Annotated in this window: 17 protein-coding genes, 2 pseudogenes and 1 riboswitch; of the genes and pseudogenes, 3 read left to right on the plus strand and 16 right to left on the minus strand. The window is 43.8% G+C overall.

The window, feature by feature from the left end:
* Positions 1 to 76 precede the first annotated feature (76 nt).
* From aroB to J1C86_RS07415, 4 genes are read right to left on the minus strand one after another with little or no spacing between them, the layout of a single operon-like run.
* The gene (gene aroB, locus J1C86_RS07400; RefSeq protein WP_125409335.1) at positions 77 to 1,144 is read right to left on the minus strand and encodes a 3-dehydroquinate synthase; all 1,068 of its coding nucleotides are present in this window, start codon (positions 1,142 to 1,144) and stop codon (positions 77 to 79) included.
* 10 nt (positions 1,145 to 1,154) lie between these two features.
* Positions 1,155 to 2,009, minus strand: a complete 855-nt coding sequence (locus J1C86_RS07405) for a shikimate dehydrogenase (RefSeq protein ID WP_125409333.1) — start codon at positions 2,007 to 2,009, stop codon at positions 1,155 to 1,157.
* Positions 1,999 to 2,676 carry a type I 3-dehydroquinate dehydratase gene (gene aroD, locus J1C86_RS07410; RefSeq protein WP_125409331.1) on the minus strand — a complete coding sequence of 226 codons (678 nt, stop codon included), beginning with the start codon at positions 2,674 to 2,676 and terminating at the stop codon, positions 1,999 to 2,001. The genes J1C86_RS07405 and aroD overlap by 11 nt, the downstream gene beginning before the upstream one ends.
* Entirely contained in the window at positions 2,673 to 3,836 is a 1,164-nt protein-coding gene (locus tag J1C86_RS07415) for a class I SAM-dependent rRNA methyltransferase (protein WP_125409329.1), read from the minus strand. Before J1C86_RS07415 ends, aroD begins: the two co-directional genes overlap by 4 nt.
* Positions 3,837 to 4,086: 250 nt before the next feature.
* Here J1C86_RS07415 and J1C86_RS07420 point away from each other — a divergent pair, with 250 nt between their 5' ends.
* Both J1C86_RS07420 and J1C86_RS07425 read left to right on the plus strand, forming a co-directional pair.
* A complete protein-coding gene (locus J1C86_RS07420; RefSeq protein ID WP_125409327.1) occupies positions 4,087 to 6,282 on the plus strand; it encodes an LTA synthase family protein in 2,196 nt (731 codons plus the stop codon).
* A gap of 163 nt (positions 6,283 to 6,445) precedes the next feature.
* Positions 6,446 to 7,723, plus strand: a pseudogene (locus tag J1C86_RS07425) (ISL3 family transposase).
* A gap of 100 nt (positions 7,724 to 7,823) precedes the next feature.
* Here the strand turns inward: J1C86_RS07425 and J1C86_RS07430 are convergent.
* The 8 genes and pseudogenes from J1C86_RS07430 to J1C86_RS07465 all read right to left on the minus strand — a co-directional run bounded on the left by J1C86_RS07430 (position 7,824) and on the right by J1C86_RS07465 (position 20,280).
* Complete coding sequence (locus J1C86_RS07430) at positions 7,824 to 8,675, minus strand: alpha/beta fold hydrolase (RefSeq protein ID WP_125409325.1); 852 nt, start codon at positions 8,673 to 8,675, stop codon at positions 7,824 to 7,826.
* A gap of 14 nt (positions 8,676 to 8,689) precedes the next feature.
* Positions 8,690 to 10,483: a serine hydrolase domain-containing protein gene (locus tag J1C86_RS07435; RefSeq protein ID WP_125409323.1), complete on the minus strand. Its 1,794-nt coding sequence runs from the start codon at positions 10,481 to 10,483 to the stop codon at positions 8,690 to 8,692.
* A gap of 16 nt (positions 10,484 to 10,499) precedes the next feature.
* Positions 10,500 to 12,281 (minus strand): serine hydrolase domain-containing protein, encoded by a 1,782-nt coding sequence (locus tag J1C86_RS07440; protein ID WP_002906173.1) that lies wholly within the window; start codon positions 12,279 to 12,281, stop codon positions 10,500 to 10,502.
* Between the two features lie 16 nt (positions 12,282 to 12,297).
* Positions 12,298 to 14,093: pseudogene (locus J1C86_RS07445) on the minus strand (serine hydrolase domain-containing protein).
* A 326-nt stretch (positions 14,094 to 14,419) separates the two neighbouring features.
* Positions 14,420 to 16,717 carry a type I pullulanase gene (gene pulA / locus J1C86_RS07450; protein ID WP_125405057.1) on the minus strand — a complete coding sequence of 766 codons (2,298 nt, stop codon included), beginning with the start codon at positions 16,715 to 16,717 and terminating at the stop codon, positions 14,420 to 14,422.
* 23 nt (positions 16,718 to 16,740) lie between these two features.
* On the minus strand, positions 16,741 to 17,691 hold the full coding sequence (locus J1C86_RS07455) for a diacylglycerol kinase family lipid kinase (RefSeq protein ID WP_002906169.1): 951 nt from the start codon (positions 17,689 to 17,691) through the stop codon (positions 16,741 to 16,743).
* A gap of 9 nt (positions 17,692 to 17,700) precedes the next feature.
* Positions 17,701 to 19,659, minus strand: a complete 1,959-nt coding sequence (ligA, locus tag J1C86_RS07460; protein ID WP_125405060.1) for an NAD-dependent DNA ligase LigA — start codon at positions 19,657 to 19,659, stop codon at positions 17,701 to 17,703.
* 105 nt (positions 19,660 to 19,764) lie between these two features.
* Complete coding sequence (locus J1C86_RS07465; protein ID WP_101771539.1) at positions 19,765 to 20,280, minus strand: QueT transporter family protein; 516 nt, start codon at positions 20,278 to 20,280, stop codon at positions 19,765 to 19,767.
* Positions 20,278 to 20,414, minus strand: a riboswitch (PreQ1 riboswitch). Its footprint overlaps the gene before it by 3 nt.
* A gap of 28 nt (positions 20,415 to 20,442) precedes the next feature.
* Here J1C86_RS07465 and J1C86_RS07470 point away from each other — a divergent pair.
* A complete protein-coding gene (locus J1C86_RS07470; RefSeq protein ID WP_125405063.1) occupies positions 20,443 to 20,883 on the plus strand; it encodes a GtrA family protein in 441 nt (146 codons plus the stop codon).
* 72 nt (positions 20,884 to 20,955) lie between these two features.
* Here the strand turns inward: J1C86_RS07470 and J1C86_RS07475 are convergent, their stop codons facing one another.
* The 4 genes from J1C86_RS07475 to J1C86_RS07490 all read right to left on the minus strand — a co-directional run bounded on the left by J1C86_RS07475 (position 20,956) and on the right by J1C86_RS07490 (position 24,224).
* A complete protein-coding gene (locus J1C86_RS07475; RefSeq protein WP_125405066.1) occupies positions 20,956 to 21,663 on the minus strand; it encodes a B3/B4 domain-containing protein in 708 nt (235 codons plus the stop codon).
* Between the two features lie 17 nt (positions 21,664 to 21,680).
* Positions 21,681 to 22,130, minus strand: a complete 450-nt coding sequence (locus J1C86_RS07480; protein ID WP_125405068.1) for a MarR family winged helix-turn-helix transcriptional regulator — start codon at positions 22,128 to 22,130, stop codon at positions 21,681 to 21,683.
* A gap of 118 nt (positions 22,131 to 22,248) precedes the next feature.
* The gene (locus tag J1C86_RS07485; RefSeq protein ID WP_125405071.1) at positions 22,249 to 23,265 is read right to left on the minus strand and encodes a hypothetical protein; all 1,017 of its coding nucleotides are present in this window, start codon (positions 23,263 to 23,265) and stop codon (positions 22,249 to 22,251) included.
* Positions 23,266 to 23,297: 32 nt separating this feature from the next.
* Entirely contained in the window at positions 23,298 to 24,224 is a 927-nt protein-coding gene (locus J1C86_RS07490; RefSeq protein WP_185755728.1) for a YihY/virulence factor BrkB family protein, read from the minus strand.
* Between the last annotated feature and the right edge of the window lie 17 nt (positions 24,225 to 24,241).

Genomic DNA, 24,241 nt, shown 5'->3' on the forward strand with positions numbered 1-24,241 from the left:
TGGGGATGGAAAAAAACTGGACACCCCGTCTATTTTTCATCTAAAATGTCCAATCGTCTTAAACTCCATCTGGCACTTATTTCTTCAGAAATTCTTTCATCTCTTCCAGAGGAATCTGGTGAATACTAGCCGAGCCCAGCTCGGGCACCAGTACTAGCTTTATAGAGTTGCCTCTAGCCTTCTTATCATGGGTCAGTGCCTGATAGAGAGCAGCTTCATTCCAAGGCTGGTAATCCACCTGCAAGCCAAACTTCTGACACATATGGATGATGTCTTCTGTAATCCCAGCTGGCATAAGGCCTTGCTTTTCAGCGACGCGGGAAACTTGTACCATGCCAATCGCCACAGCTTCACCGTGCATGACTTTTCCATAGCCCGCTGTCGCTTCAATAGCGTGCCCAATAGTATGGCCGAAATTCAGATAGAGGCGGACGCCATTATCCAGCTCGTCCTCGACCACAATCTTACGCTTGACATCGCAGGAATGGTAAATGATGCTTTCAGCATGCTCTAAAATCGACTCTGGACTTCCATACATTTTTGACAGCTCATCCCAGAGTTCTTTATCCTCAATCAAGCCGTACTTGACCACCTCGCCCATGCCTTCGATTAGTTCCCGCTGGCCCAAGGTATGCAAAACTTGAGGGTCAATCAGAACTCCGTCAGGCTGGGTAAAAGTGCCGACCATATTCTTAGCCCAAGGCGTATTGACACCTGTCTTACCACCGATAGAGGAGTCCACTTGAGCAGTCAGACTAGTCGGAATCTGCACGAAATGAATGCCCCGCATGTAGGTAGAAGCAACAAATCCTGCCAAATCACCAACAACGCCACCTCCCAAGGCCACGATACCATCACTGCGGGTCAGACCAACCTTGACCAAAAACTCATAGACTTTGTTGACTGTCTTTAAGTTCTTGCTGGCTTCACCCTCCAAAAAGTCAAAGACAAAAGTCTCAAATCCAGCCGCTTCCAAGCTCAGCTTGACCTTTTCCGCATAGAGTCGAGCCACTCGATTGTCCGTGACGATAACTACCTTCTGAGGCTGCCAAAGCTGACTCAGCCAACTTCCAGCCTGAGATAAAGACCCCTTTTCGATGAGAATATCATAGGGATGATGCGGGAGATTCACATTCAGTTTCATAAGCGCCTCCTTATTTATACAATTCTTCTAAACATTGCCAAATTTCCTGACTGGGCATAGGCTTGCCGGTCCAAAGCTCAAAGGCTTCTGCTCCCTGATAGAGCAGCATACCAAGTCCATTGATTGCTGTGACATTTTGATTTCTGGCCCATTTGAGAAAGGGCGTTTCGAAAGGTTGGTAGATAACATCTGCAACTAAAATCTGGCTGGGCAGTTCAATCTGTTCAGGCAGGGGCATGCTGATGCCATCCATGCCTAGACTAGTCCCATTGACCAGAAGGTCTGATTGGTTGATTTTATCCTGCAAGCTATCCGTATCCTCCAAGGTTAGTACTTGGATACGACTCTCGGTTTGGTGGCCGATAACTTCCATTTTGCTGACTGTCTTCTCATAGGAAGCCTTCCGGGTAAAAACAAAAATTTCCTCGGCATTGTCCAAAGCTGCTTGAGCAATAATAGCTGTCGCTGCTCCGCCTGCTCCCAAAATCGTCATTTTTTTGCCCCGAATAGCAAAAGAAGGCAAGCTCTTAAAAAATCCCTTGCCATCTGTGTTATAACCAACTAAAATTCCATTTTTATTCACAACCGTATTGACCGCTCCGATAAGGCGGGCGCTGACATCAAGCTCGTCCAGATAAGGTATCACTTCCTGCTTATAGGGCATGGAAAGATTGACACCAAACATATCGAATCTGCGGATATTTTCTATACTGGCCTGCAGATCCTTTGCTTCTACTTCCCAAGCTAGATAGACACCATTGACACCAGTCTTTTCAAAAGCCATATTGTGAATAAGAGGAGAAATACTGTGCTTAATTGGCTTGGCAACCACAGCAGCCATGCGGGTGTGGCCATTAATTCTCATTCAAAATCTCCTGGATTTTCTTCATATTGCTCAGAGAAATCTGACCAGGTGCTGACGCCATCTCCTGACTGGCAAATGACCAGCTGGAACCTGTCAAGTCAGCCGCAATGCGTGAAATTTTGCCGATTTTTCCCATGGAAATGGTAACAAAATCCTGCTCAGGATTCAAGGTCTTGAAACCGCGAGTATAGTTCATCAAGTCCAGCACATCCTGCTCATTGTGAGCCATGACAGAAACCTTGACAACCTTAGGGGTCAGAGAAGTCAGCTCAGACAGGATTTCCATCATATTTTCAGGCGTCTCCTCAAAGTTGTGGTAGCTCAGCACCAGATTAGGAAACTCCAGCATCTCTTCAAATTTCCCCTTGTGAGAGAAATATTCAAAATCGATATAATCCGGCTGGTAAAACCCGGCTACTTCCTTGATGAGAGCTACATATTCATCATCGGACAGTTCGATTTCTCCGCCTTCCTGACGGGTCCGCAAGGTGAAAATCAATTCACGTCCGGCAAATTTTTCAAAAATAGCTGGCGCAACATTTAAAATGTCATCCTTGGCCAGAAAATCTGCCCGCCATTCAATAATATCCGCATCTTCGTAGCGTGATACATCAATTTCTTGAGCTTCTTCTAAACTCTTGGGCATTACAGAAACGACTAATTTCATTGGTCCACCTTTATTGTAAATACCTTGAGGTAATTACTGCTCCCGTCTTTTTTATTATAGACAAAGTCTGCTGGCAGGCCATACTCCGCAAGATAGCGGTGCTTTCTGCCGGCAAGGCCTTTTTCAATTTCTTGTTTAAACTTACTTTTGGAAAGATTAGCTGCATTGGTACTTAAAATCATGATTCCCTGAGGATTCAGGATTTCCAAAGCTTGTGCAACCAAACGATGATAATCTTTAGCAACTGAGAATGTGCGCTTTTTATTTCTAGCAAAGCTAGGCGGATCTATCACAATGACATCAAAGTTTAGATCGTGACGCTTAGCGTATTTGAAATAATCAAAGACATCCATCACCTGAAAGCGATGCTGATCCAGTGTCAAACCATTGGCCAGAAAATGAGCTTCTGACAGCTCACGGCTGCGCTTGGCTAAATCCACAGAGACCGTCTGACTGGCACCGCCCATAGCTGCTGCTACTGAAAAAGCTGCTGTGTAGGAAAACATATTGAGTAAACTTTTACCAGCAGCCAGACCATCTACCAGACTTGCACGCACATCGTGCTGATCCAGAAAGATACCGGTCATAAGACCATCATTCAAAAAAACCTGATAGCGAACACCATTCTCCAAGACTGTGAAGGTTTCCGGTGCTTCCGCTCCATAGAGATAGGCCGATTCGTAGTTCAAACCCTTGAAACGAATCTTTTCATAAGCTCCCTGAATCTCTGGGAAAACCTTAGCGAAGGCTGTCAGAATCTGCTCCTTGATAGCAAAGACAAAGTCATTGTACCAAGAAAAAAGCGCAAAGTCATTGTAGAAATCCACCGTGAAGCCGCCGAAGCCATCCCCCTCTTGATTAAAGAGTCGAAAGGCTGTCGTGTCAGACGAATGGAAATAAGTAGAACGTCTGCTCTTAGCCTGCTCAAAGAGGCCTTGAAAGAAATCCGAGTTCAGCTCTACCTTCTTCTGGGAAATCAGCCAGCCTACTCCTTTATTCTGCGGAGAGAGATAAGCTGTGCCTAAGAACTTTCCCTGACGGTTTTGCAGCTCCACACATTGATTTTGAAGCGAAAGAGCGCCAAAATCCTTTTTATCTAATAAAAGAATGCCCTTTCTCAGTTTTTCTTCTGCCTCTTGACTAACAGTAAGTTTATTCATAAATTATATTATACCAAAGATTGTGAAAATTCTCAAAACATATTTTACATTTGAGTTAATAAAAGATTTCACAAACGAGTGCAAAACGACTATAAACCTCTCCATAGAGGGGATAAGGCTTTTATAGAAATATTACAATTTCGCCGATTTAAAATATCTCAAATGCGGCTCAAATTTTCCTTAACTGGAGAAATTATGTTATACTTAGAGGAGAAAATTTTTAGGAAATAAGACAAGGAAGTAACTTTTTGTGAAAAAAATAACCAAGAATTTACTCAATTTCATGAGTACGAGACTAGGTTTTGTCTTGATTTTACTGGTCCTCTATTGGATAAAAACCATGTGGGCCTACACGATTGATTTCAACCTTGATATTCAAGGTGCCTATCAAGTATTTTTAGCTATTATAAACCCTTTCCCTATCAGCCTCTTGCTGCTAGGACTGGCACTTTATGTAAAACGAACCAAATTATTCTACAGCCTAGCCTTCGGAATCTATCTTCTCCTCTTTGCTTGGCTGGTATCTAACTCCATTTACTACCGCGAGTTCAGTGACTTTGTCACAGTCAATACTATGCTGGCTTCTAGCAGCGTTTCAGCTGGACTTGGGGAAGCAGCACTTGAGCTCTTCCGCCCTTGGGATATTCTTTATCTGATTGATTTCCCGATTTTGGCCTTCTTATTCTTTAAGAAATACATCCGCATGGATGACAGGCCTTTCAATAAACGCGCCAGCTTTGCTGTGACCTCCCTGTCCGCCATGCTTTTCTCTGCCAACCTTTTCTTGGCTGAAATTGACCGGCCTGAGCTCTTGTCACGTGGATTTTCCAACTATTATGTTGTTCGTGCTCTGGGCTTGCCAGCCTTTCTAGGTTACAGTGCTAACCAGACATATACCGCCAATCGTGAGCGCTCCAAAGCTTCTGAAAAAGACTTGGAACCAGTAACAGAATATATCCAATCCCACTATGCGGAGCCTAATCCAGAATATTACGGGATTGCCAAGGGTCGCAATGTTATCTATGTCCATCTGGAAAGCTTCCAGCAGTTCCTGATTGACTATAAGCTGCAGGCAGATGGGAAAGAGTACGAGGTGACACCTTTTCTCAACTCCCTCTACCACTCCAATTCGACTCTGGCTTTCTCTAATGTCTTCAACCAGGTCAAGGCTGGTAAGACTTCTGATGCTGAAACTATGATTGAAACTGGGCTCTTCGGTCTCAATCAAGGATCCTTCATGGTCAACTACGGTGGTACCAATACCCAGCAAGCTGCACCTTTTATTCTTTCCAAAAACGGCGGCTACACTTCTGCTGTTTTCCATGGAAATACTGGAAGCTTCTGGAACCGCAATACAGCTTACAAGCAATGGGGTTATAACTATTTCTTCGATGCGTCTTACTTTACCAAGCAGGACGACACCAACTCTTTCCAGTATGGTTTGAACGACAAGATTATGCTGAAAGATTCCATCAAATATCTGGAACACCTGCAGCAGCCTTTCTATGCTAAGTATATCACGGTTTCCAACCACTATCCTTACACGACTAGCTTGATTGGTGACGAGATTGGCTTCCCGCTGGCTAAGACCAAGGATGAAACCATCAACGGCTACTTTGCCACTGCCAACTATCTAGATTCTTCTGTTAAGGCCTTGTTTGATTATCTCAAAGAATCTGGCCTCTATGACAACTCTATTATCGTTCTCTATGGAGACCATTTTGGAATTTCCCAAACCCGCAATCCTAACTTGGCCCCTCTTGTAGGCAAATCCTCTGAGACTTGGTCCAATTATGACAATGCTATGATGCAGCGCGTACCATACATGGTAGTGGTACCTGGCATGGACAAAGGAAAGATCATTGATACCTACGGCGGTCAAGTGGATATGCTGCCAACATTGGAGCATTTGCTGGGCATTGACTCTAAAAACTACCTTCAGGTTGGACAAGACCTGCTGTCATCTCAGCATCAACAAATCACAGCATTCCGATCCAGCAATAACTTTGTCACTCCAAAATACACTAGCTTCAACGGACGAACCTACTACACCCAGACCGGTGAGGAAATTACCAATCCAGACGAAACCATCAAGAAAGAGCTAGATGAGATTCGTAATGCCGCCAATACTCAGCTGAAGATGAGTGACGCTATTCAAACCGGTGACTTGATTCGCTTCTACAAAGGAAATGACTTAGGCAAGGTCAACCCTAAAGATTACTCTTATCTCAATTCAATGAAAGCCTTGTTGGCTATTGAAAAAGAAAAAGGCGACCAATCAACCAGTCTTTACTCCAAGCGAGGCAATGTCTCCACTGTGGATCTATTTAATTCGCCAAGCTATAGGGCACTGCATCCAGAGCAGTTCCAAACTAGCAGCAGCGACGAAGACAGCAGTCAAGAAGACTCAAGCTCTTCCAGCTCTAGTTCCACAGCCAATCCATAGATAGCAAAAGCCTTAAGTCCAATGGACTTAAGGCTTTTCAGGCTCTATAATTTCTGTAGTGGGTAAAACCGCTGTAGGAATGATGGAGTCTCTTTTGTTGTAGAAAAAAAGTCCCATAAGTCCTATAATGAAAAGCGATGAAACTATCATTAGAAAGACTCTTATGGAACAGTTCAATTTTATCACAAACTTACTGGGAATAAAAGACCCTAACATCACTATCTTGGATGTTCTAGATGCTGGAACTCATAAAGAAATCACCGCTAAGCTAGATTATCTAGCTCCTAAATGCCCTCACTGCCAAGGACAAATGGCTGAATATGACTTCCAGAAAGAATCGAAAATACCTTATCTAGAGTGTGCGGGATACAAAACCCTGATTCGGTTAAAGAAACGCCGTTTCCGCTGTAAAGTCTGCAGGAAAGTGGCTGTCGCTGAGACTTCCTTAGTCAAGAAGAATCACCAAATCGCAACCATCGTCAAGCAGAAAATCGCTCAAAAGCTAATCGAGAAAGTCCCTATGACAGCTATCGCTGAAAGCCTAGCTATCTCCACTTCCACCATCATTCGTAAATTGAAAGAGTTTGAGTTCAAGGCGAACCTCAACTACCTTCCAGAACACATGAGCTGGGATGTGGAAACAGTCAGGGAAGTGACTGTTTCAATCGGCAGATAGAGATGAGCTTTATTGCACAGGATTTCGATTCCAGAAAGATTATAGCTATCTTAAGATGGGCGGACTCAAGCAACGATTCGCAATCACTTCCTGCGCTATTCCAGACAGGTCCGAAATAGCGTGAAAATCATTACAATGGACATGTTTAGCCCCTACTACGATATTGCCAGAAAACTATTTCCAAACGCTAACATCGTCCTTGATCGTTTTCACATTGTACAACATCTCAGCCGGGCTATGAACCGCCTCCGCATCCAAATCATGAATCAGTTGGATAGAAAATCGTACAAATATAAGGCCATCAAACGCTACTGGAAACTCATTCAACAGGATAGTCGAAAACTAAGCCATAAACGTTTTTATCGTCCAACTTTTCGCATGCACTTAACTAATAAAGAGATTCTTGAAAAGATTCTCTCGTACTCTCAAGAACTCAGAGAACACTATAAACTCTACCAACTCTTACTTTTTCATTTTCAAAAGAAACAAGCTGAACATTTCTTTGGACTCATTGAAGATAACATTTCGTGTGTGAAGCCTATCTTTCAAACTGTTTTTAAGACCTTTATGAAAGATAAGGACAAGATCTTGAACGCGCTGGAACTGCCCTACTCAAACGCAAAACTAGAAGCTACTAACAACCTCATCAAGGTCATCAAGCGAAACGCTTTCGGCTTTCGGAACTTTGACAATTTTAAAACTAGAATCCTCATCGCTTTGAATATCAAAAAGGAGAGGACTGATTTAGTCCTCTCCAGATTATAACTTTTCATCAACCCACTACAGTTGACAAAGAGCCCGAAAAAAAGGGATAAGTTGCAGATAAGTGAAAACCTCTAAAGTTGGAAAACTTTAGAGGCTCATGCTAAGGTTGAAAATGCTGGTGCAAGATAGCAAAGTAGTCTTCTGGATTGTGGAGAAATGGGAAGTGGCCGCTGTTTTTAATGGTGAACACCTGAGCGCTGGGATAGCGGCTGATGACAAAGTGCATGCTAGCACCAAAAATATCATTGTCACCGAAAGTCACGGTAATAGGAAAAGCAGGATCTTCTAGTCGGGGCAAGAGAGGATAGGCCATAATTTCCTTTCTTGTCTGATTGCCTGCTTGGACTGAAACATTGCTCATGTCTAGTTTCACATCATGAAAGGCTGGATAGTCGGCATTGTAATTACGGACAACTTGGCGAAAGAGAGCTTGCGAAGCCTTGGAACTACCAAGATTGCCGAGCAGAGAATAGATTCCCATTTTTAGCCATTCGATAGTCGTGCAGTGATTTTTATTGTAATTCATCATCTCTTTTTCCATTTGCTGCCACTGCTTGCTCGTGCCTGTTCCCGGAGAGGAAAGAAAGAGACTAAGAACCCGCTCAGGGATTTTGCTGGCGTAGATTTGCGCGTACAATCCACCCCAGGAATGCCCCAAAAGGTGAAATATATCTACATTGAAGTGGTCGGCGATTGTGTTGATGTCTGCAATGTAGGCCTCCATGCTGTAGTCGCCACTCGGACAGGGCGATTTCCTCGTTCCCCGCTGGTGAAAGACAATCAGTTGATAATCTTTTTCGAGCTTAGGGATAAAGAGCTTGAAGTCATCAGGCGTTCCCGGTCCACCGTGTAGCAAGATAATCGTTTCTTTGTCGGGATTGGGGTAGCAGATGGTGTAGAGCTGGTCGGAGCCATTTCGGATCATCGTTTCGATTTTTTGAGAATGGGTCATAGCTTTCCTTTCTTTTAATAGAGCGTCCACCACTGATAAAGAGACCAGTAGAGGAGATTGAGTATTGTAATAAGCGAAGCGCTGCTGGTCAAGTAGGTCAAGATTTTTCGACCCTTGCTCACTTGGAATTTTGAGCGCAGGAAGAATGAGGCAATAAGGCTAACCAGGAGGCTAACTCCCACAGCTGCAAAGCCCATAGAAAGCCAAACACGGCTGTTTGGTGAGGAATGTAGACTCAGGACGCTTTGGATAAAAAAGTAAAGCAGGAGCATGGTAGATAGAATGAACCCGCAAGTCAGGTATTGCCAGAGCGACCAAGCAAGCGGTGTAAGTTTGTGATTTTTCCGCTTGAAAAGAAGCCGATAGAGTTTGACCAGTAAAGCAGATACAGGGATGAGGAGGGCATAGAAAGCAGCGAGGCACCACAAGACGAGACTGCCGTAATCCTTGACTACATCCCATGTGGAAAGTTTAAGGTAGTCTGCGATAGGCAATTTCAGCCGTTCTTGCTTGCCGTTTTTCTCCAATTCCCAGTATTTTTGAGTGACAAATTTACTATTTTTCTCAAGATAGTTAGTTATTGGCGGAGCAATGCGCGTGATTGATAAGGCATTGGTGAAAACGCGACTTGAGCGATAAACGCCCGGTTTAAACTCTGCTTTTATCTTCTCTGAAGTAGGTGCCTTGTTTCCATAAATCAGCTCAGGAATTTTTTTAAGATAGTTACTTTCGTATTGTTGATTGGTTAAAATGACGGTAGCGATACCTGATTTGAAATCCAAAGTTAATATGGATGAAAAGCCAGCCGTATTACCACCGTGACCGAGGATAACGCGGTCTTGATAAAGGTCACTCCAAAATCCGTGAGCATTGATTGGGAGTTTGCTATCAGGAAAAGTCGAAGTCGCCGTATAAAGGGTGTCCCAAGTTTCCGCGCGCCTAAAAAGTGTCTTCTTTTGCAGGAGTGCTTGGGCAAAGGTCTTAAAGTCTTTCAAAGTTCCTGTTGCTCGCCCGCTCGGATAGTAAGGATTAGGCTTGTTTGCCTCGCCAATCAGCTGACCGTCTGAGGTGTAGCCCTTGATTTCCTTGCGTTTTTCGACCACATAGTCATTATCCGAAAAATCGGGCAAAATAGCGGTGTGCTTCATACCTAAGGGCTGAAAAATATGCTCGTGCACATAGTCAGCGTAAGATTGTCCGCTAATCCGCTCGACGATGTAGCCAGCAAGCACCGTTCCAAAATTGGAATAAGCAGTTATTGTCCCCGGCTCATAGGCTTGAATAATCGGCGCCTTTTGTAGCGTATGGGCTAGGTCTTTGTCTTCATTTTTGGCCAAGTCAACATCTGCGAAGCCTGCTTGGTGGTTCATGAGGTCAAGCATGGTAATGGGTTTGTCAAATTTGAGCTTGCTTTTGAGAAAATCCTTGGGCAGATACTCTTTGATGTCGGTTTTTAGGTCAATTTTCCCCTCTTCCCAGAGCTGCATGACGCTGACCCAGACGGTTAATTTCGTTACAGAGCCCCACTCGAAAACTGAGTTGTCATCCACCGCCCACTTTTTTTCCTTGTCTACATAGCCAAAATTATTTTGGTAAATGGTTTGACCGTCCTTATCAAAAATAGATGTTGTCAGTCCTGCGCTGGTTTTCTCGTTTTTCTGATAATAATCCTCAATCTTCTGTCCGATTTGGTCGTAAGATGTCCCCGACGGCAATTTTTGCTCATCGGCTCGAACTTGCGCTACTCCAAAAGCGAGCAAGCCGCAAGTCAGCAGCGCCACAGTGCTCTTCAAAAATGATGTTTTCATGATACTTACCTTTCTATTAAAGTGCCCACCATTGGTACAGGCCCCAATAAAGGATATTGAGAACGACGATAAGTGAAGCGCTGCTGGTCAAGTAGGTCAAGATTTTTCTGCCTTTGCTGACTTGGAATTTTGAACGCAGAAGAATTGGCAAAACAGAACTAGCAAGAAGCAGCAGACCCGTTATTGCAAAGATGACATAGAGCCAAGCACTGTTATTTGGCGAGCCGCTGATGTTCATATTATATTGCACGATGAGAATGGTTATGAGTACAGTGGACAAAACAAGTCCGCAAGTCAGATAATGCCAGAGCGACCAAGCAAGTGTCACAGGTTTGCGGTTTGTCCGCTTGGCAAGGAGCCGGTAGAGCTTGACCAGTAAAGCAGATACCAAACTAAGAAGAGCATAGAAGATTGCTAACCCCCATAGGATGACACTGCCGAATTCTTTGGCAACTTCCCAGTTAGATAGTTTAAAGTAATCAGAAACTGGGCGCTTGATAAATTCTCGCTTACCGACTTTCTCCAAGCTCCAGTAAAATCGATTTTCACTATTTTTATCAATATAGAAGGTCGCCATATTTAGTCGCGCAATGGATAAAGGCCCAAAGAATTGACTAGCGTCACGATAAAAGCCGGGTTTGAGTTCTTCTTTCTTTTTGTTGGGAACATCTTTCTTTTGCCCATAGACCAGCTCGGGAATTTTCTCAACATAATTTTTCTCGCCCAGTTGGTTCGTTAAAATGACAGCAGCGATACCTGATTTTAAGTCTAAGGTCAAACTTGATGAAAAACCAGCTGTATTACCACCGTGCCCGAGGATAACTTGGTCTTGATAAAGGTCACTCCAAAAACCATGAGCATTGGTAGGAAGATCGCTATCAGGATAGTTAGAGGTTGCTGTATAAAGGGTGTCCCAAGTCTCTGAACGCTTAAAAAGTGTCTTCTTTTGCAGGAGTGCCTGAGCGAATGCCTTGAAATCTTCCAAGGTTCCTGTTGCTCGCCCAGCAGGGTACATTTCTATTAGATATGGAGCTTCGCCAATCAACCGACCGTCTCTAGTGTAACCTTTGACTTCCTTACGTTTTTCTACTACATAGGGATTATCTGATAAATCGGGTAAGAGAGCGGTGTGCCTCATATCTAAAGGTTCAAAGATATGCTCGTGGACATAGTCAGCATAAGATTGTCTGCTAATCCGCTCGACGATATATCCTGCCAGAGCCGTCCCAAAGTTAGAGTAGGCTGTCACTGTTCCCGGCTCATAGGCTTGATAGATATGTACTTTTTTGAGCGTATCTCCCAAGTTCTTACTAGTTCCCTTGGCAAGCCCCGTGTCTCCAAAGCCTGCTTGGTGGTTCATCAGATCCAGCATGGTGATTGGCTTGTCGTATGTGAGCTTGCCTTTGAGAAAATCCTTGGGCAGATACTCTTTTATATCTGTTTTAAGGTCAATCTTGCCTTCTTCCCAAAGCTGCATGACGCTGACCCAGACGGTCAACTTGGTGGCAGAGCCCCACTCGAAAACTGAGTTGTCATCCACCGCCAACTTTTTTTCCTTGTCTACATAGCCAAAATTATTTTGGTAAATGGTTTGTCCGTCCTTGTCAAAAACAGATGTCGCCAGTCCCGCACTGGTTTTTTCGTGTTCCTTGTAGTAATCCTCAATTTTCTGACCAATTTGGTCGTAAGGCGTGCCTGACGGCAACTTCTGCTGGTCAGCGTAAGCGTGACCAGCTCCCAGAGCGAGCAAGCCGCAAGTCAGCACAGTTAAGCAATGTTTAAAAAATGATGTTTTCATGATACTTACCTTTCTATTAAAGTGCCCACCACTGGTAAAGGCTCCAATAAAGGATATTGAGAACGACGATAAGTGAAGCGCTGCTGGTCAAGTAGGTCAAGATTTTTCGACCCTTGCTCACTTGGAATTTTGAACGCAGAAAGATTGGCAACCCAGCATTGACTAAGAAAATCAGTGCAAGCAGGGCAAAGAGAATGGCTTGCCAGCGATAATCGGGCATGTACTTCCCCGAAACGGCAACTATGACGAGACCTGCTAGATTGACTAGGCTAACCAAAATCAGTCCGCAAGTGCCATAATGCCAAATTTTCCAACTTCTTGGAGTCGCTCTTTTACTTTTTTTCCCAAAAAGCAAGCGATACACCTTACCCAAAGCAGCTAACAAAAGAACAAGCACAGCATAAACAACTGCAAGACCCAGCAGAGCGACAGAGCCATAATCCTTTATCACCTCCCAAAGCGAGAGCTTTTCTAAATGATTATAGGTTGTTTCAACTTCTGTTCGGCCTTGGCGCTGTTGCAAAAGCCAATAGTTGCTGACTAATAAATGACCGTCTTTTATCACATCTTTCACATAAAAGGTATAAGCGGGGGCAAGGCGCGAAATAGAGGTCGGGCCTTGCTGAATGGAGCGAGAAGTTCGATACATGCCCTCTTGAAAGTCTTTTTGAGACTGGCTAGGGGCTTGCTTTTTCTTACCAAAGACCAAATCGGGTAGACCAAAAGAATAGGTGGCTTCTTCTCTCTGATTTACCATAGTAACCATGCCAATACCCGATTTGAAATCTAGCGAAATCAGGGTGGAAAAACCGGCAAAAGAATAGCCGCCGTGTCCTAAAATCGCCCCTGTCTCATACTCTGTCACCCAAAAGCCGTGAGCGTTCTTAGCGACTGCTTTATCTGAGAATGTAGAAGTTGTCTGATACAGTTCATTCCAGGTTTCTGGGCGCTTAAAGAGCTTTTCCTTTCTCAAAAGAGCTTGCGCGAACCGTTTGAAATCGGCAAAAGTCCCTGTCGCCTGTCCCGCTGGATAAATATCTGCGGGAAGCAATTTATCTAGATATAAGTTTCCATTTGTATCATAGGTTTTCTCGCCCTGCCGCTTGTCTCGGACATAGGTATTGTCCGACAAATCAGGTAAGAGAGCGGTGTGTTCCATACCCAAGGGCTGAAAAATATGCTCGTGGACATAAGCCGCAAAGTCCTGTCCGCTGATGCGCTCCACGATATAGCCTGCTAGAGCTGTACTGTAATTGGAATAGGATGTCACCGTCCCTGGCTCATAAGTTTGAGCGGGCTGGCTTTTTAGTAATTCTTCCAAGCTCTTGCCTGCTCCTGTGCTCAGCGGCGTTTCATCAAAACCCGCTTGGTGGTTCATGAGGTCAAGCATGGTAATGGGCTTGTCGTATTTGAGGTGTTTCAGGAAATCCTTGGGCAGATACTCTTTTATATCTGTTTTTAGGTCAATTTTTCCTTCTTCCCAGAGCTGCATGACGCTGAGCCAGACGGTCAGTTTGGTGGCAGAGCCCCACTCGAAAACTGAACTGTCGTCCACAGCCAGCTTCTTTTCCTTGTCCATATAGCCAAAGTTCTTTTGGTAAATGGTTTGGCCGTCCTTATCAAAGACTGCTGCCGCCAGTCCCGCGCTGGTTTTTCGTGTTCCTTGTGGAAATTTTCAATTTTCTGACCGATTTGGTCATAAGGCGTGCCCGACGGCAATTTTTGCTGGTCAGCTCGAACTTGCGCTGCTCCAAAAGCCACCAAGCCACATGTTACCAGCGCCACAGCGCTTTTCAAAAATGATGTTTTCATGATTGCCTCCTTAGAATTTAAACTGCCTTCCCCTTTGCACCCTTATCCTAACAAAAGGGCAGCGCCAAATCTACCCTTTTTCGGTAAGTGGTAAGTTTCTGCAGGTAAGTGGTAGAAAAAGTAGCTCTATAATTTCTGTAGTGGGTAAAACCACTGTAGGAATGAGCGAAATGCTTTTGGCTTTCGGAACTTTGACAATTTTAAAACTAGAATCCTCATCGCTTTGAATATCAAAAAGGAGAGGACTGATTTAGTCCTCTCCAGATTATAACTTTTCATCAACCCACTACAGTTGACAAAGAGCCGCTTTTTATGTAGCTAATAACTTATTGAATAACTTCAAAAACAGAAACCGTCAGATTTTCAACATAGAAAGGCTTCTTGTGACGACTATTGCCTACTAGGAGGCGCAGCTTATCTGCATTAGGCAGATAATAGGGTAGGCCACTGGCATTAAAAATAACTTGGTAATGCTTGTCATCCTTAATCTCAAAAATAATTAAGCCACTGCCCTGCTCTGCTGATTGGACAAAGACATGCTTATAAATGTCTTCATAGGTCTGATAAGAAAAGGCCTTGCAGCTTGTCTTGAGGCGAATGATGTCCTTGATAAAATCAATACTCTCTTGATGGTCCTGCAAAATATCCCAATTCACCTGATTGACTGCATCTGGTGCATTGTAGCTGTTCATAGCCCTTTCGCGATCGCTATGCAGGACTTGGCCGTCCTCCCCCGTAGCTACGAGCTTGGTACGAGAAAATTCCTGTCCAACCTCCATGAAAGCCATACCTTGCATGAGTAGGTTCATGGCAGTTGCTAGCTCAATCCGCTTGGTGCGAGTCAGAGCATCATCGTCGGGATGCAGCTCCGCAAGCAAATCATGCAGATTGAAATTATCGTGAGCCTCCACATAGTTAAGGACTTGATCAGGACTGAGATAGCTGCCTAGCTCACTGCTGCCAAGGATAGACTTAGCAACGATATCCTCCGTCGCCTGACCACTGACAAAACCAGCCTTGATGCCACCGTAAACTTCTGCTCCCTTGACTGCATCTCGCTCTGTATCATTGAAAAATCCAATCCGCGGCAACTGATAAGCATTGTCCTTTTTGGCCTTGTCTTCTGGTCTCAGGCCCGTCCCCATATCCCAGCCTTCTCCATAGAGCAGGATTCGCGGATCCACCTCATCCATAGCTTGACGAATAGCATTCATCGTTTCTACATCATGAATTCCCATCAAATCGAAGCGGAAGCCATCTACATTGAACTCCTTTACCCAGTAAAGCAGAGAGTCAATCATAAACTTGCGAAACATTTCGTGCTCGCTGGCCGTCTCACTCCCCACTCCAGTTCCATTTTGGAAAGAGCCGTTAGGATTCATCCGATAATAATAATCCGGTACCGTAGCCTGAAAAGCTGAGTCATAGGTCGAGTAGATGTGATTGTAGACAACATCCAGTGTCACAGAGATTCCCGCATCATGGTAGGCCTGAATCATTGTTTTCAAATCACGGATAGCCTGCGCTGGGTCAGCAAGATTGCTGGAAAAGCTCGTCTCTGGAGCATGATAGTTCTGCGGGTCATAGCCCCAGTTGTAGATTAGCTCTCCATTTTCATCATAGTCCTTGTGACGGTCAGAGACAGGCTGAAGCTGGACGACATTAACGCCTAAATCACTGATATAGTCAAAGCCTGTCTTTTGCCCTTGATGATTGGTAGTGCCTTTTTGACAGGCTCCCAAGAAGGTCCCGCACAGCTGACTGTCCACGCCTGAAGTCTCCGACTTGGTCAAATCCCGAATGTGCATCTCATAAATCACTGCCTGATTTGGATTGTCCAAACGCCAGACGGCTTCTTTGCCTTGCAGAACTTGAAAACCAGCTACTTCTGTCTCATCCGCTCCAAGAATCGCTGAGCGCTTGCCATCTGGACTGGTTGCAGTGGTATAGGGATCTCGAGTATAGAAATTGCGGTATTCAAAGCTAACATGGTAGTGATAGGTCTTTCCGGTCAAGTCTTCTGCTATTTCAGTTGACCAGACACCAATGGTGTTTTCCTTATGGTCGTGAGAATATCGGTCTCCTTTTTGCATTGGGAAGATTCTATAAACAGGAGCTTGATTGTCAGCCGATTCATAGACTACCAACTCTACCTTCCTAGCTGTCGGTGCCCAAACTTTGAAAGTATGTTCGCCGTCCGTCTGACGGTGTCCCAACCAGCCTTGATAGCCCCAGCATTCATCAAAATAGTCTGTTCTCAAGGCCATATCAAAGTTATGCGGACGCCGGCGTGAATACTGGTGACTTGTCGTTGCAGCCTGCAGGGAATAATACACCTGAGCATCTCCCTCAATCAGCCAAATCTCCGTCACCAGATGAGGAGGCAACAAATCAATATGATAGTCACAGGACTGGCTAGACCAGTCTGAACGTTTGATAATCACATGAGCGTGATTTAAGGGCTCCCAAGTCTCAAATGATAATTCTCCCTGAATACCAAAATAATCAAGTTTGGAAAAGGCTGCTTCCTTTCCCCATTGGTTTATTTGCCACTGCCACATATCATAGGAGAAATAATCTCCAGTAGGATTGTGGTAATGGACTAAGACTTTATAGTCTAGCATGTTCTTTCATCTCTCATCTATAATTATTCTATTGAAAGGGCCGTCTGACTGATTTCATCGATATTGGCAAAAAATTCCAAATGTCCGTGCAGCACTTCCAGTTCAACAGGCGTATCACCGCCGTATTCTCCATCCAAATTCAGCATAAATGGACCTTTTTTGTCTAAAATTTCTAGCTGCAGCTTGCTTGTTTTGAGGTATTCTACATTGATGTCCCCTACGTGTTGACCACCATTGATAGCCTGCATCATCAGGCTCAGCATATCAAAGAGATTGGCTGTCTTGACCAAAATCAAGGTAAAATTCCCGTCGTCTAATTTAGTATCTGGCGCTAGCTTTTCAAAACCACCAATAGAGTTGGTCAGAGCCGCAAACATCAGCGAAATCTTCCCTTCAAAGACACCGTGATCGTGCTTGATACGGACCTTGCGGAACTTAGAGCGAGGGAGCTTTTTTGCTCCTTCTGCGACATAGGCAAAGTAGCCTAGGCGGGATTTGACCTCGCTAGGTACGCTATAAGTCAGCTCTGTTAAGGTTCCAGCTGCTGCAATATTGATAAAATACTTGTTCCCATAGGCCCGGCCAATATCCATCTTTATGGTCTGGTTCTTTTCAATAATGCGGGCTGCCGCTACCGGATCTCCCATGGGAATCTTCAGAGCACGCGCATAATCGTTGGTTGTGCCAGTTGGAATAAAGGCCAGTTTAGGCCGTTCATCCAGATTCGCCACGCCATTAACTACCTCATTGATGGTACCGTCGCCGCCTGCCGCAATAATCAAATCAAATCCTGCTTTTGCTGCTCTTTCAGCTTCTTTTTGAGCAGAAAGAGGCGCTGGAGTGGTCTGGTAGGCGCTGGTTTCATAGCCCACATCCTCCAAAACATCCAGAACTTCCGCTATATTTTTCTTAATAATTTCCTGTCCCGAAGTCGGGTTATAAATCAATCGTGCTCGTTTAATCTTATCCTTCATACTTCAGCCTCATAAGCTATCAAGCCAATCTTCATCCCGAATTTCAATTCCCAACTCCTGAGCCTTGGCCAGCTTGCTGCCGGCATCTTGGCCAGCCACTACCAGATCCGTTTTTTTAGAAACAGATCCGGAAACATTAGCACCTAGACTCTGCAATTTTTCTTTAGCTTGATTGCGTGTCAATTTTTGTAATTTACCAGTCAAGACAACCGTCATACCAGATAGGGCTGCATCAGCTGCTGCTTTTTGTCCCAGATAGTCTAGATTCACACCTGCTTCCTGCAGCTCCGCCAAAAGAATCTGAGAGCCTTCCTGCTCAAAATAGGTATGCAGGCTTTGAGCAATCACAGTTCCAAGGCTGTCAATAGCTGCAATTTCTTCTTGGCTGGCCTGAGACAACTTAGGAATATCATGAAATTTCTCCAGCAAAATTCGACTGGCCTTGCTTCCCACATGGCGAATCCCCAAACCGAACAAGAGGCGTTCAGCCGAGTTTTCTTTGGAAGCTTGAATAGCAGTATACAATTTATTTGCTGATTTTTCCTTAAAGTTCTCTAGTTCTAGTAAATTTTCTACCGTCAGCCGATAGATTCCAGCCACATCTTTGACCAGATTTTGAGCAAAGAGCTTCTCTACCACTGCTGGACCTAGGCCAGTAATATTCATGGCATCCCGGCTGGCAAAGTGAATCAAACCTTCCTTGATTTGGGCTGGACAGAGCGGGTTAATGCAGCGCAGAGCCACTTCGTCTTCAAAGTGCACTAGCTCACTCTCGCAGCTTGGACAATGGCTTGGCACTTCCAAAGCCTCTTCTGACACCCGCTTGGACTCGACCACTCGCAAGACAGCTGGAATAATATCTCCTGCTTTATAGACGATAACGGTGTCTTTCTGACGAATATCCTTCTCGGCAATGTAGTCCACATTGTGCAAGGTCGCTCGGCTAACTGTCGTTCCCGCTAGCTGGACAGGCGTCAGATTAGCTGTCGGAGTCACAACTCCCGTCCGACCCACTGTCCAGTCAACAGATAGAAGCTGGGCTTCCTTTTCCTCAGCTGGAAACTTATAGGCGATAGCCCACTTAGGTGCCTTGACAGTAAAGCCAAGCTCCTCTTGCACCGCCAAGTCATTAACCTTGATGACAATACCGTCAATCTCATAAGCCAGACTGTCTCGCTCCTGAGCAATCTTTTCGATAAACTTCCAAACTGCTTCGATAGAATCCGCCAGAATATGAGTAGGATTGACTGAAAAGCCCAAATCTGCCAGCTTGTTTAAGACTTCTTCTTGGCTGTCAGCCTGAGTCGGACTGGCTTCTTGGTAGAGGAAGGTTGCTAGATTGCGCTTGGCCACAACTGCTGTATCCAGCTGGCGCAAGGTTCCCGCTGCCGCATTTCGAGGATTGGCAAACTCTGGCTCACCATTCTCCTGCCGCAGCTGATTGACCGCATCAAAGGAAGCCTTGGGCATGTAGCACTCTCCTCGAACGGTAATGTCCAGCGGCTCTTTCAAGGTCAGCGGAATATCCTTGACCCGCTTGAGATTTTCAGTGATGTTTTCACCAACAGAGCCGTCCCCCCGAGTCGCCCCTGCTACCAATATTCCCTTTTCATAGGTCAGGGAAATAGAGAGCCCGTCAATCTTGAGCTCACAAAGATAAGAGACCTGAGGAAACTCCTTACGAACTCGCTGGTCAAAGGCTATTAATTCTTCACGTGAAAAAGCATCCTGCAAACTAAAGAGAGGATACTGGTGTGGATATTTTTCAAATCCTTCTAAAATCTTCCCTCCCACCCGATGCGTCGGACTGTCAGGCAGGATATCGGTTGGGTACTTTTCTTCTAACTCCGCTAACTCACGATAGAGTCTGTCATACTCGCTGTCCGATACGCTTGGCCTATCTGCCGTATAATATTCATGGGCGTATCGATTGAGCAATTCTACTAATTCTGACATTCTTTCTTTCATACTTCTATTTTATCACAAATACACAAAATCTTCCTCTATTTGTTCCGAATTCTTCCTAAAAAAGAAAGGGATACAAAAAGAGCGGAAATTCCGCTCTCTGCTGTTTTATTTTGTCAAATCAATACTTTTCGCAATCTGGTTAATAAGGATAGCTCCAGCAATCAAAGAAGCAAATTCTCCAATGGCCGTTGTAAACCAAGTCAGGAAGAATGGCAGGCCTTGCAAGAAGTGTAATTCTGCAGCGATTGTCACCATCGAAATAGAAAAGAATACTGCAAAATAGAAATGATCCAAACGAATCAGACCTTTAATCAGATATTGATTCTTATAACGACTGAAAAGGTAGACACCCAGTGACAGGAAGACCAAGGTGGACCCACCACCGACAAAGACATCAACGATTCCAAAACTATAGAGATTGGCAATCATACAGCCAATGGTCACACCCATGATATATTTCCGATTATAAAAGGCCATAAAGTTCATCATTTCAGAAATTCTGAACTGGTAAGCACCATAGCTTATAGCATTTAAAGGGGGCGTAATCGTAAGAGCTACATAAATGGCAGCAACAATGGCAATCTGAGCCAAATCACGAACTGTCAGTTTTTCTTGTTTCATGTTTTCTCCTTTAGCGGCTTTACCGCGTGTAATATGCTTGGCGAAAGAAGCTAAGCGCCAAGGGTTGCGTCACATGAGAGGAGCATCATTAGATGATTCCTCCACAGATTTGGCAACCCAACTAGTATAGCATAAATCCTAGAAATATGATAGACTATCTTTATGAAAACTTTAATCAAAAAATTCTTTGACAATGAGGTTCTGTCCTATCTTTTCTTTGGTGTGGCAACAACTGTCGTATCCGTTGTCAGTAGGATGCTCTGCTATGAATTGACGGGAAACGAACTACTGGCTACAATCATCGGTGATGTTTTGGGGATCCTTTTTGCTTTTGTAACCAACGATACTATCGTTTTCAAGCAGAAAAGACAGGGCTGGCCAGTCCGATTGGTCAAATTTTTCACTGCACGTTTGGCTACTATGGGCTTAAATTTACTGTTAACTTTTATCTTTGTCACTAGTTTCCCACAGATCATAGGCCAGTTTGTCAATAACAATATCAAAATGGTCAATACCATCGAAACTTTCATTGCTCAAGTACTGATCATCGTTCTCAACTATGTCTTTAGTAAGATTTTTGTCTTTAAAATCAAGGAGAAATAACAACAAATCAGTCTATTTCACCCTATAAAAGCAAATCTGGACCAGATAATTCTGATCCAGATTTTTTTATTCCTAAATTTCCAAGCTTGGATTATCAAGCGTCAGATGGGTGATTTCACCTTTGACACCAAAATAGTCCTCAATCAGAGTCTGGAGTTCTGTCATAGCTGCTCGGGCACGCGCTGACTGCTCTTCATTGATGGCCTCAATGACCAAGATAGCATCCTTAGTCTCCTCTGTCAGCATAGTCCGCTGGGCTTCTCGCCAGTTAAGGCAACGGCAGATAGCTCCCTCTTCATCATAGTAGATGATTTCTTCTGGCAGTGCCGGTGCGTCACTCTCAGCACCCAGTGGGAAAAAGGCTTCCCCACCTTTGGCTTTTCCTAGACGTAAATCTCCAACAATCTTATCCAAATCCTCACCGCCACATGGAACCGCATAAGACAGCGACACACTGTTATAGATATCAACCAAAGGATTGATTGGATGAAATTCACGCCCCTGACTAACCCGCTTGAGCAGAGCTTCGATAGAGGAACGCGCTCCTTTCTTGGTCTTGAATTGACTGAAGGCCTGCCGCCACTCCTGAATGACTTCATTCTGAGTGAAGTTCTCATCTAAGATAAAGTCCTCAGCTCGCTTCGCTCCCTTATCCAGCAGGGATTTGAAATAAGAGTCCTTACTTTCATCTACACTATTATCTAGCTCCTTGACCACTAAAATACTAATCTGAGCTTCCGGAAATACTTGCCAAAATTCATGTTCAACTGTAACTTTCATGATGCACCTCTTTAATCTTAATACTTTCTTTTTTGTCCTTTTTTGACTGCTTCCCAGTCACCTGTGATGTTTTCACGCACTCGTACCAGCATTTTCTCCAATGCTTGAACTTCCGCCTGAGAAAAGCCCTGCAGGGATGTCTCTTCAGAATAGGCATTCTCAGCTAGGATAAAAGGATAGAGTTTTTCCCCTTTTTCCGTCACAAACCATTCCTTGTTCTTCTTGTTGCCCTTGGCTGCCTTCTGCTGCACCAAGCCCTTGGCTTCTAGCTTCTTGACAGAACGGGCAACAGTTGAGCGATCCACCTTGAGCAGCTCCGACAGTTCCTCTTGGATAATCCCCGGATTCTCTGCGATTCGTACCAGATAAAGATATTGACCTCGTGCTAGCTCTATGTCACGGAACTCAATATTAGCAATGGAATCCAAAGCCCGGGCGATAATCCCAATTTCCCGCAATACTGACATATCTTCTCCTTTCAAATTTTATTTAAACATATTATATCATATTTTGTTGCAAATGCAATAAAGTTAACTAAAAGAAAAAGAGGAAAATCCTCTTTAAAATTGGCAAAAATATCTTTTTCTAGTTTTCTCCTTCCTTATAGTATTTTTGCAATTCTTCCGCTGAATTAATGACATGCTCCTGTCCATCTACTGAATATTTAGCTGGGATAGTCACGTTCTCAAATACATTCGTTCCTGGCGGAAAGAAGAGTTCAGTTACGTTTTTTACTAATTCAACATCGGTTTCTCTATTTAAGAAAGTAACACGAGCATCCTCACCTTGCATGATTTTGTATATTTCAGGATACTTTTGTGCTAGTAGTGTTTTACCTAAATTTTTCTTTAAGTAAGTTTCACCTAAATACAACCCTTTCGAAAACAAAGTTATGCCTTTTCTCTCAAGATTATCTGATAGATTCGTCTGATAAACGAAATTATTATTGTCTGTCATCTTTTGAATATGAACTTCATCAGCATGAACAACTTTATCTTCTTTCAAATCAATATAATAAACCCGATTAGTTTTTTCTATACGATGGTGGAGGAGAATCGGAATGTATTTTTTCTGAGTTGAATAGTCTAGTAAGACCACCTTCGAATTCAGCTCGGAGGGAATTAAGTCTTTATTATAGGAACGGACCAATTTAAAGATATCTAGCTCTTTTTTATCTAATTTCTGGCCATTAAGCTTATAAATGGCTAATCTCCAATATTCCCCTTTCTCTGGTATGTTACGATTAAATTTTTCGACATTTTCTCGGGATGGATTATCCTTCAGTTTCATAAAACTATTTGCAAAATATCCGTTCTCAAAATACATTATCACATCAAATTTCACAGAAGCATAGGACTTTACTTTTGACATTTGCTCCTGTTCTTCAGAATGAATTACTGACCAATGGTAAGCAAGTGCATTGCCATTTTCAAAAATTTTAAACCTTGGTTCATACTCTGGAACATAATATGTAAACTGCCCGTACTTTTCTTGGAACTTCTTTGCCTCTTCCTTGCTCCAAAGGAAATAAACCGCTGCTCCTAGAAGCAAGAGCAAAGCGACCACAATACTCTTCCATTTAGTTAGTTTTTTACTTTTCATACTTATTTATCCTTTTCCACTCCAAAACAACATCAGTCCTCTTCCCCATCCTGCTCTTTCTTCTTGAAAGTAAAGCGTCCAGTGCTTTCAACTTGAAACCCTGACTCACAATAGCTCTGGATACTGGCATTAAGCACTGCGCCGACAATCAAAATTTTAGCAATCATGATAAACCAAAACATCATCACAACCATAATGATAGAGCTGAAAAAGCGAACATCAACTAGGTGATTTAAATAATTATCCATGTAAACAGAAAAGATATTCAGTAAAGCCAGAATGGTCAGGAGCACAAAGGCGCTGCCAGGCAGAACATAGCGTTTTTTGTTGATTTTCACGTTAGGCAGGAAATAATAGAACATGACCAAAACCGCAAAGAGTAAGGCGTAAATCAATGGCTCCGTAAAATGCTGCAAGTGTTGATAAAGCTGGTTATCTAGCTTCCAATAAGTACGGAGGAAATCAAGCGACATATGGCCAAACATGGACAGAAAGAGGGCCAAGGCAAAGAGAATCTGCAGACCTAGACTCACAAAGAGACTCATGACGCGATGAGAAATCAGCCCCCGGCTCTTGGCTACCCCATAGGCTTTGTTAAAGGCAATTTGCAGGAAATTCATGGACTTGGAAAAAGTCCAAAGAGCCGACAAGACTGAGAAACTCAGCAGGCCAGTCGAAGGCTGGGTCAGCACTTCACGCATGACTTTTGCTACAACATCATATAAAGTCTCTGGCAGCATGTCCTTGATAGCTGTCAGAAAATCCGTCACCGGAATGTGAAAATAAGGCAAAATATTCACCACAATTAAGAGCAAGGGAAAAACGGAAATCAGCCAATAATAAGCAACTGCAACGCTGCTCAGCTCACTATCTGCCTCTTTATAAAAACGGAAAAATTCTCTTAAAAACTGATTTTCCCGAACCTTACTAAATAATTTCTTCACTCTCTTCTCCTTCAAAAAAAGCTGAGACAACT

The organism is Streptococcus sanguinis (genome assembly GCF_050220005.1).
GTDB classification, from domain to species: domain Bacteria; phylum Bacillota; class Bacilli; order Lactobacillales; family Streptococcaceae; genus Streptococcus; species Streptococcus sanguinis_Z.

What these genes read in the sequence shown, in the direction of transcription:
- aroB (WP_125409335.1), bottom strand. Translation starts at nt 1,144, where the DNA reads ATGAAACTGAATGTGAATCTCCCGCATCATCCCTATGATATTCTCATC.
- J1C86_RS07405 (WP_125409333.1), bottom strand. Translation starts at nt 2,009, where the DNA reads ATGAGAATTAATGGCCACACCCGCATGGCTGCTGTGGTTGCCAAGCCA.
- aroD (WP_125409331.1), bottom strand. Translation starts at nt 2,676, where the DNA reads ATGAAATTAGTCGTTTCTGTAATGCCCAAGAGTTTAGAAGAAGCTCAA.
- J1C86_RS07415 (WP_125409329.1), bottom strand. Translation starts at nt 3,836, where the DNA reads ATGAATAAACTTACTGTTAGTCAAGAGGCAGAAGAAAAACTGAGAAAG.
- J1C86_RS07430 (WP_125409325.1), bottom strand. Translation starts at nt 8,675, where the DNA reads ATGACCCATTCTCAAAAAATCGAAACGATGATCCGAAATGGCTCCGAC.
- J1C86_RS07435 (WP_125409323.1), bottom strand. Translation starts at nt 10,483, where the DNA reads ATGAAAACATCATTTTTGAAGAGCACTGTGGCGCTGCTGACTTGCGGC.
- J1C86_RS07440 (WP_002906173.1), bottom strand. Translation starts at nt 12,281, where the DNA reads ATGAAAACATCATTTTTTAAACATTGCTTAACTGTGCTGACTTGCGGC.
- pulA (WP_125405057.1), bottom strand. Translation starts at nt 16,717, where the DNA reads ATGCTAGACTATAAAGTCTTAGTCCATTACCACAATCCTACTGGAGAT.
- J1C86_RS07455 (WP_002906169.1), bottom strand. Translation starts at nt 17,691, where the DNA reads ATGAAGGATAAGATTAAACGAGCACGATTGATTTATAACCCGACTTCG.
- ligA (WP_125405060.1), bottom strand. Translation starts at nt 19,659, where the DNA reads ATGAAAGAAAGAATGTCAGAATTAGTAGAATTGCTCAATCGATACGCC.
- J1C86_RS07465 (WP_101771539.1), bottom strand. Translation starts at nt 20,280, where the DNA reads ATGAAACAAGAAAAACTGACAGTTCGTGATTTGGCTCAGATTGCCATT.
- J1C86_RS07470 (WP_125405063.1), top strand. Translation starts at nt 20,443, where the DNA reads ATGAAAACTTTAATCAAAAAATTCTTTGACAATGAGGTTCTGTCCTAT.
- J1C86_RS07475 (WP_125405066.1), bottom strand. Translation starts at nt 21,663, where the DNA reads ATGAAAGTTACAGTTGAACATGAATTTTGGCAAGTATTTCCGGAAGCT.
- J1C86_RS07480 (WP_125405068.1), bottom strand. Translation starts at nt 22,130, where the DNA reads ATGTCAGTATTGCGGGAAATTGGGATTATCGCCCGGGCTTTGGATTCC.
- J1C86_RS07485 (WP_125405071.1), bottom strand. Translation starts at nt 23,265, where the DNA reads ATGAAAAGTAAAAAACTAACTAAATGGAAGAGTATTGTGGTCGCTTTG.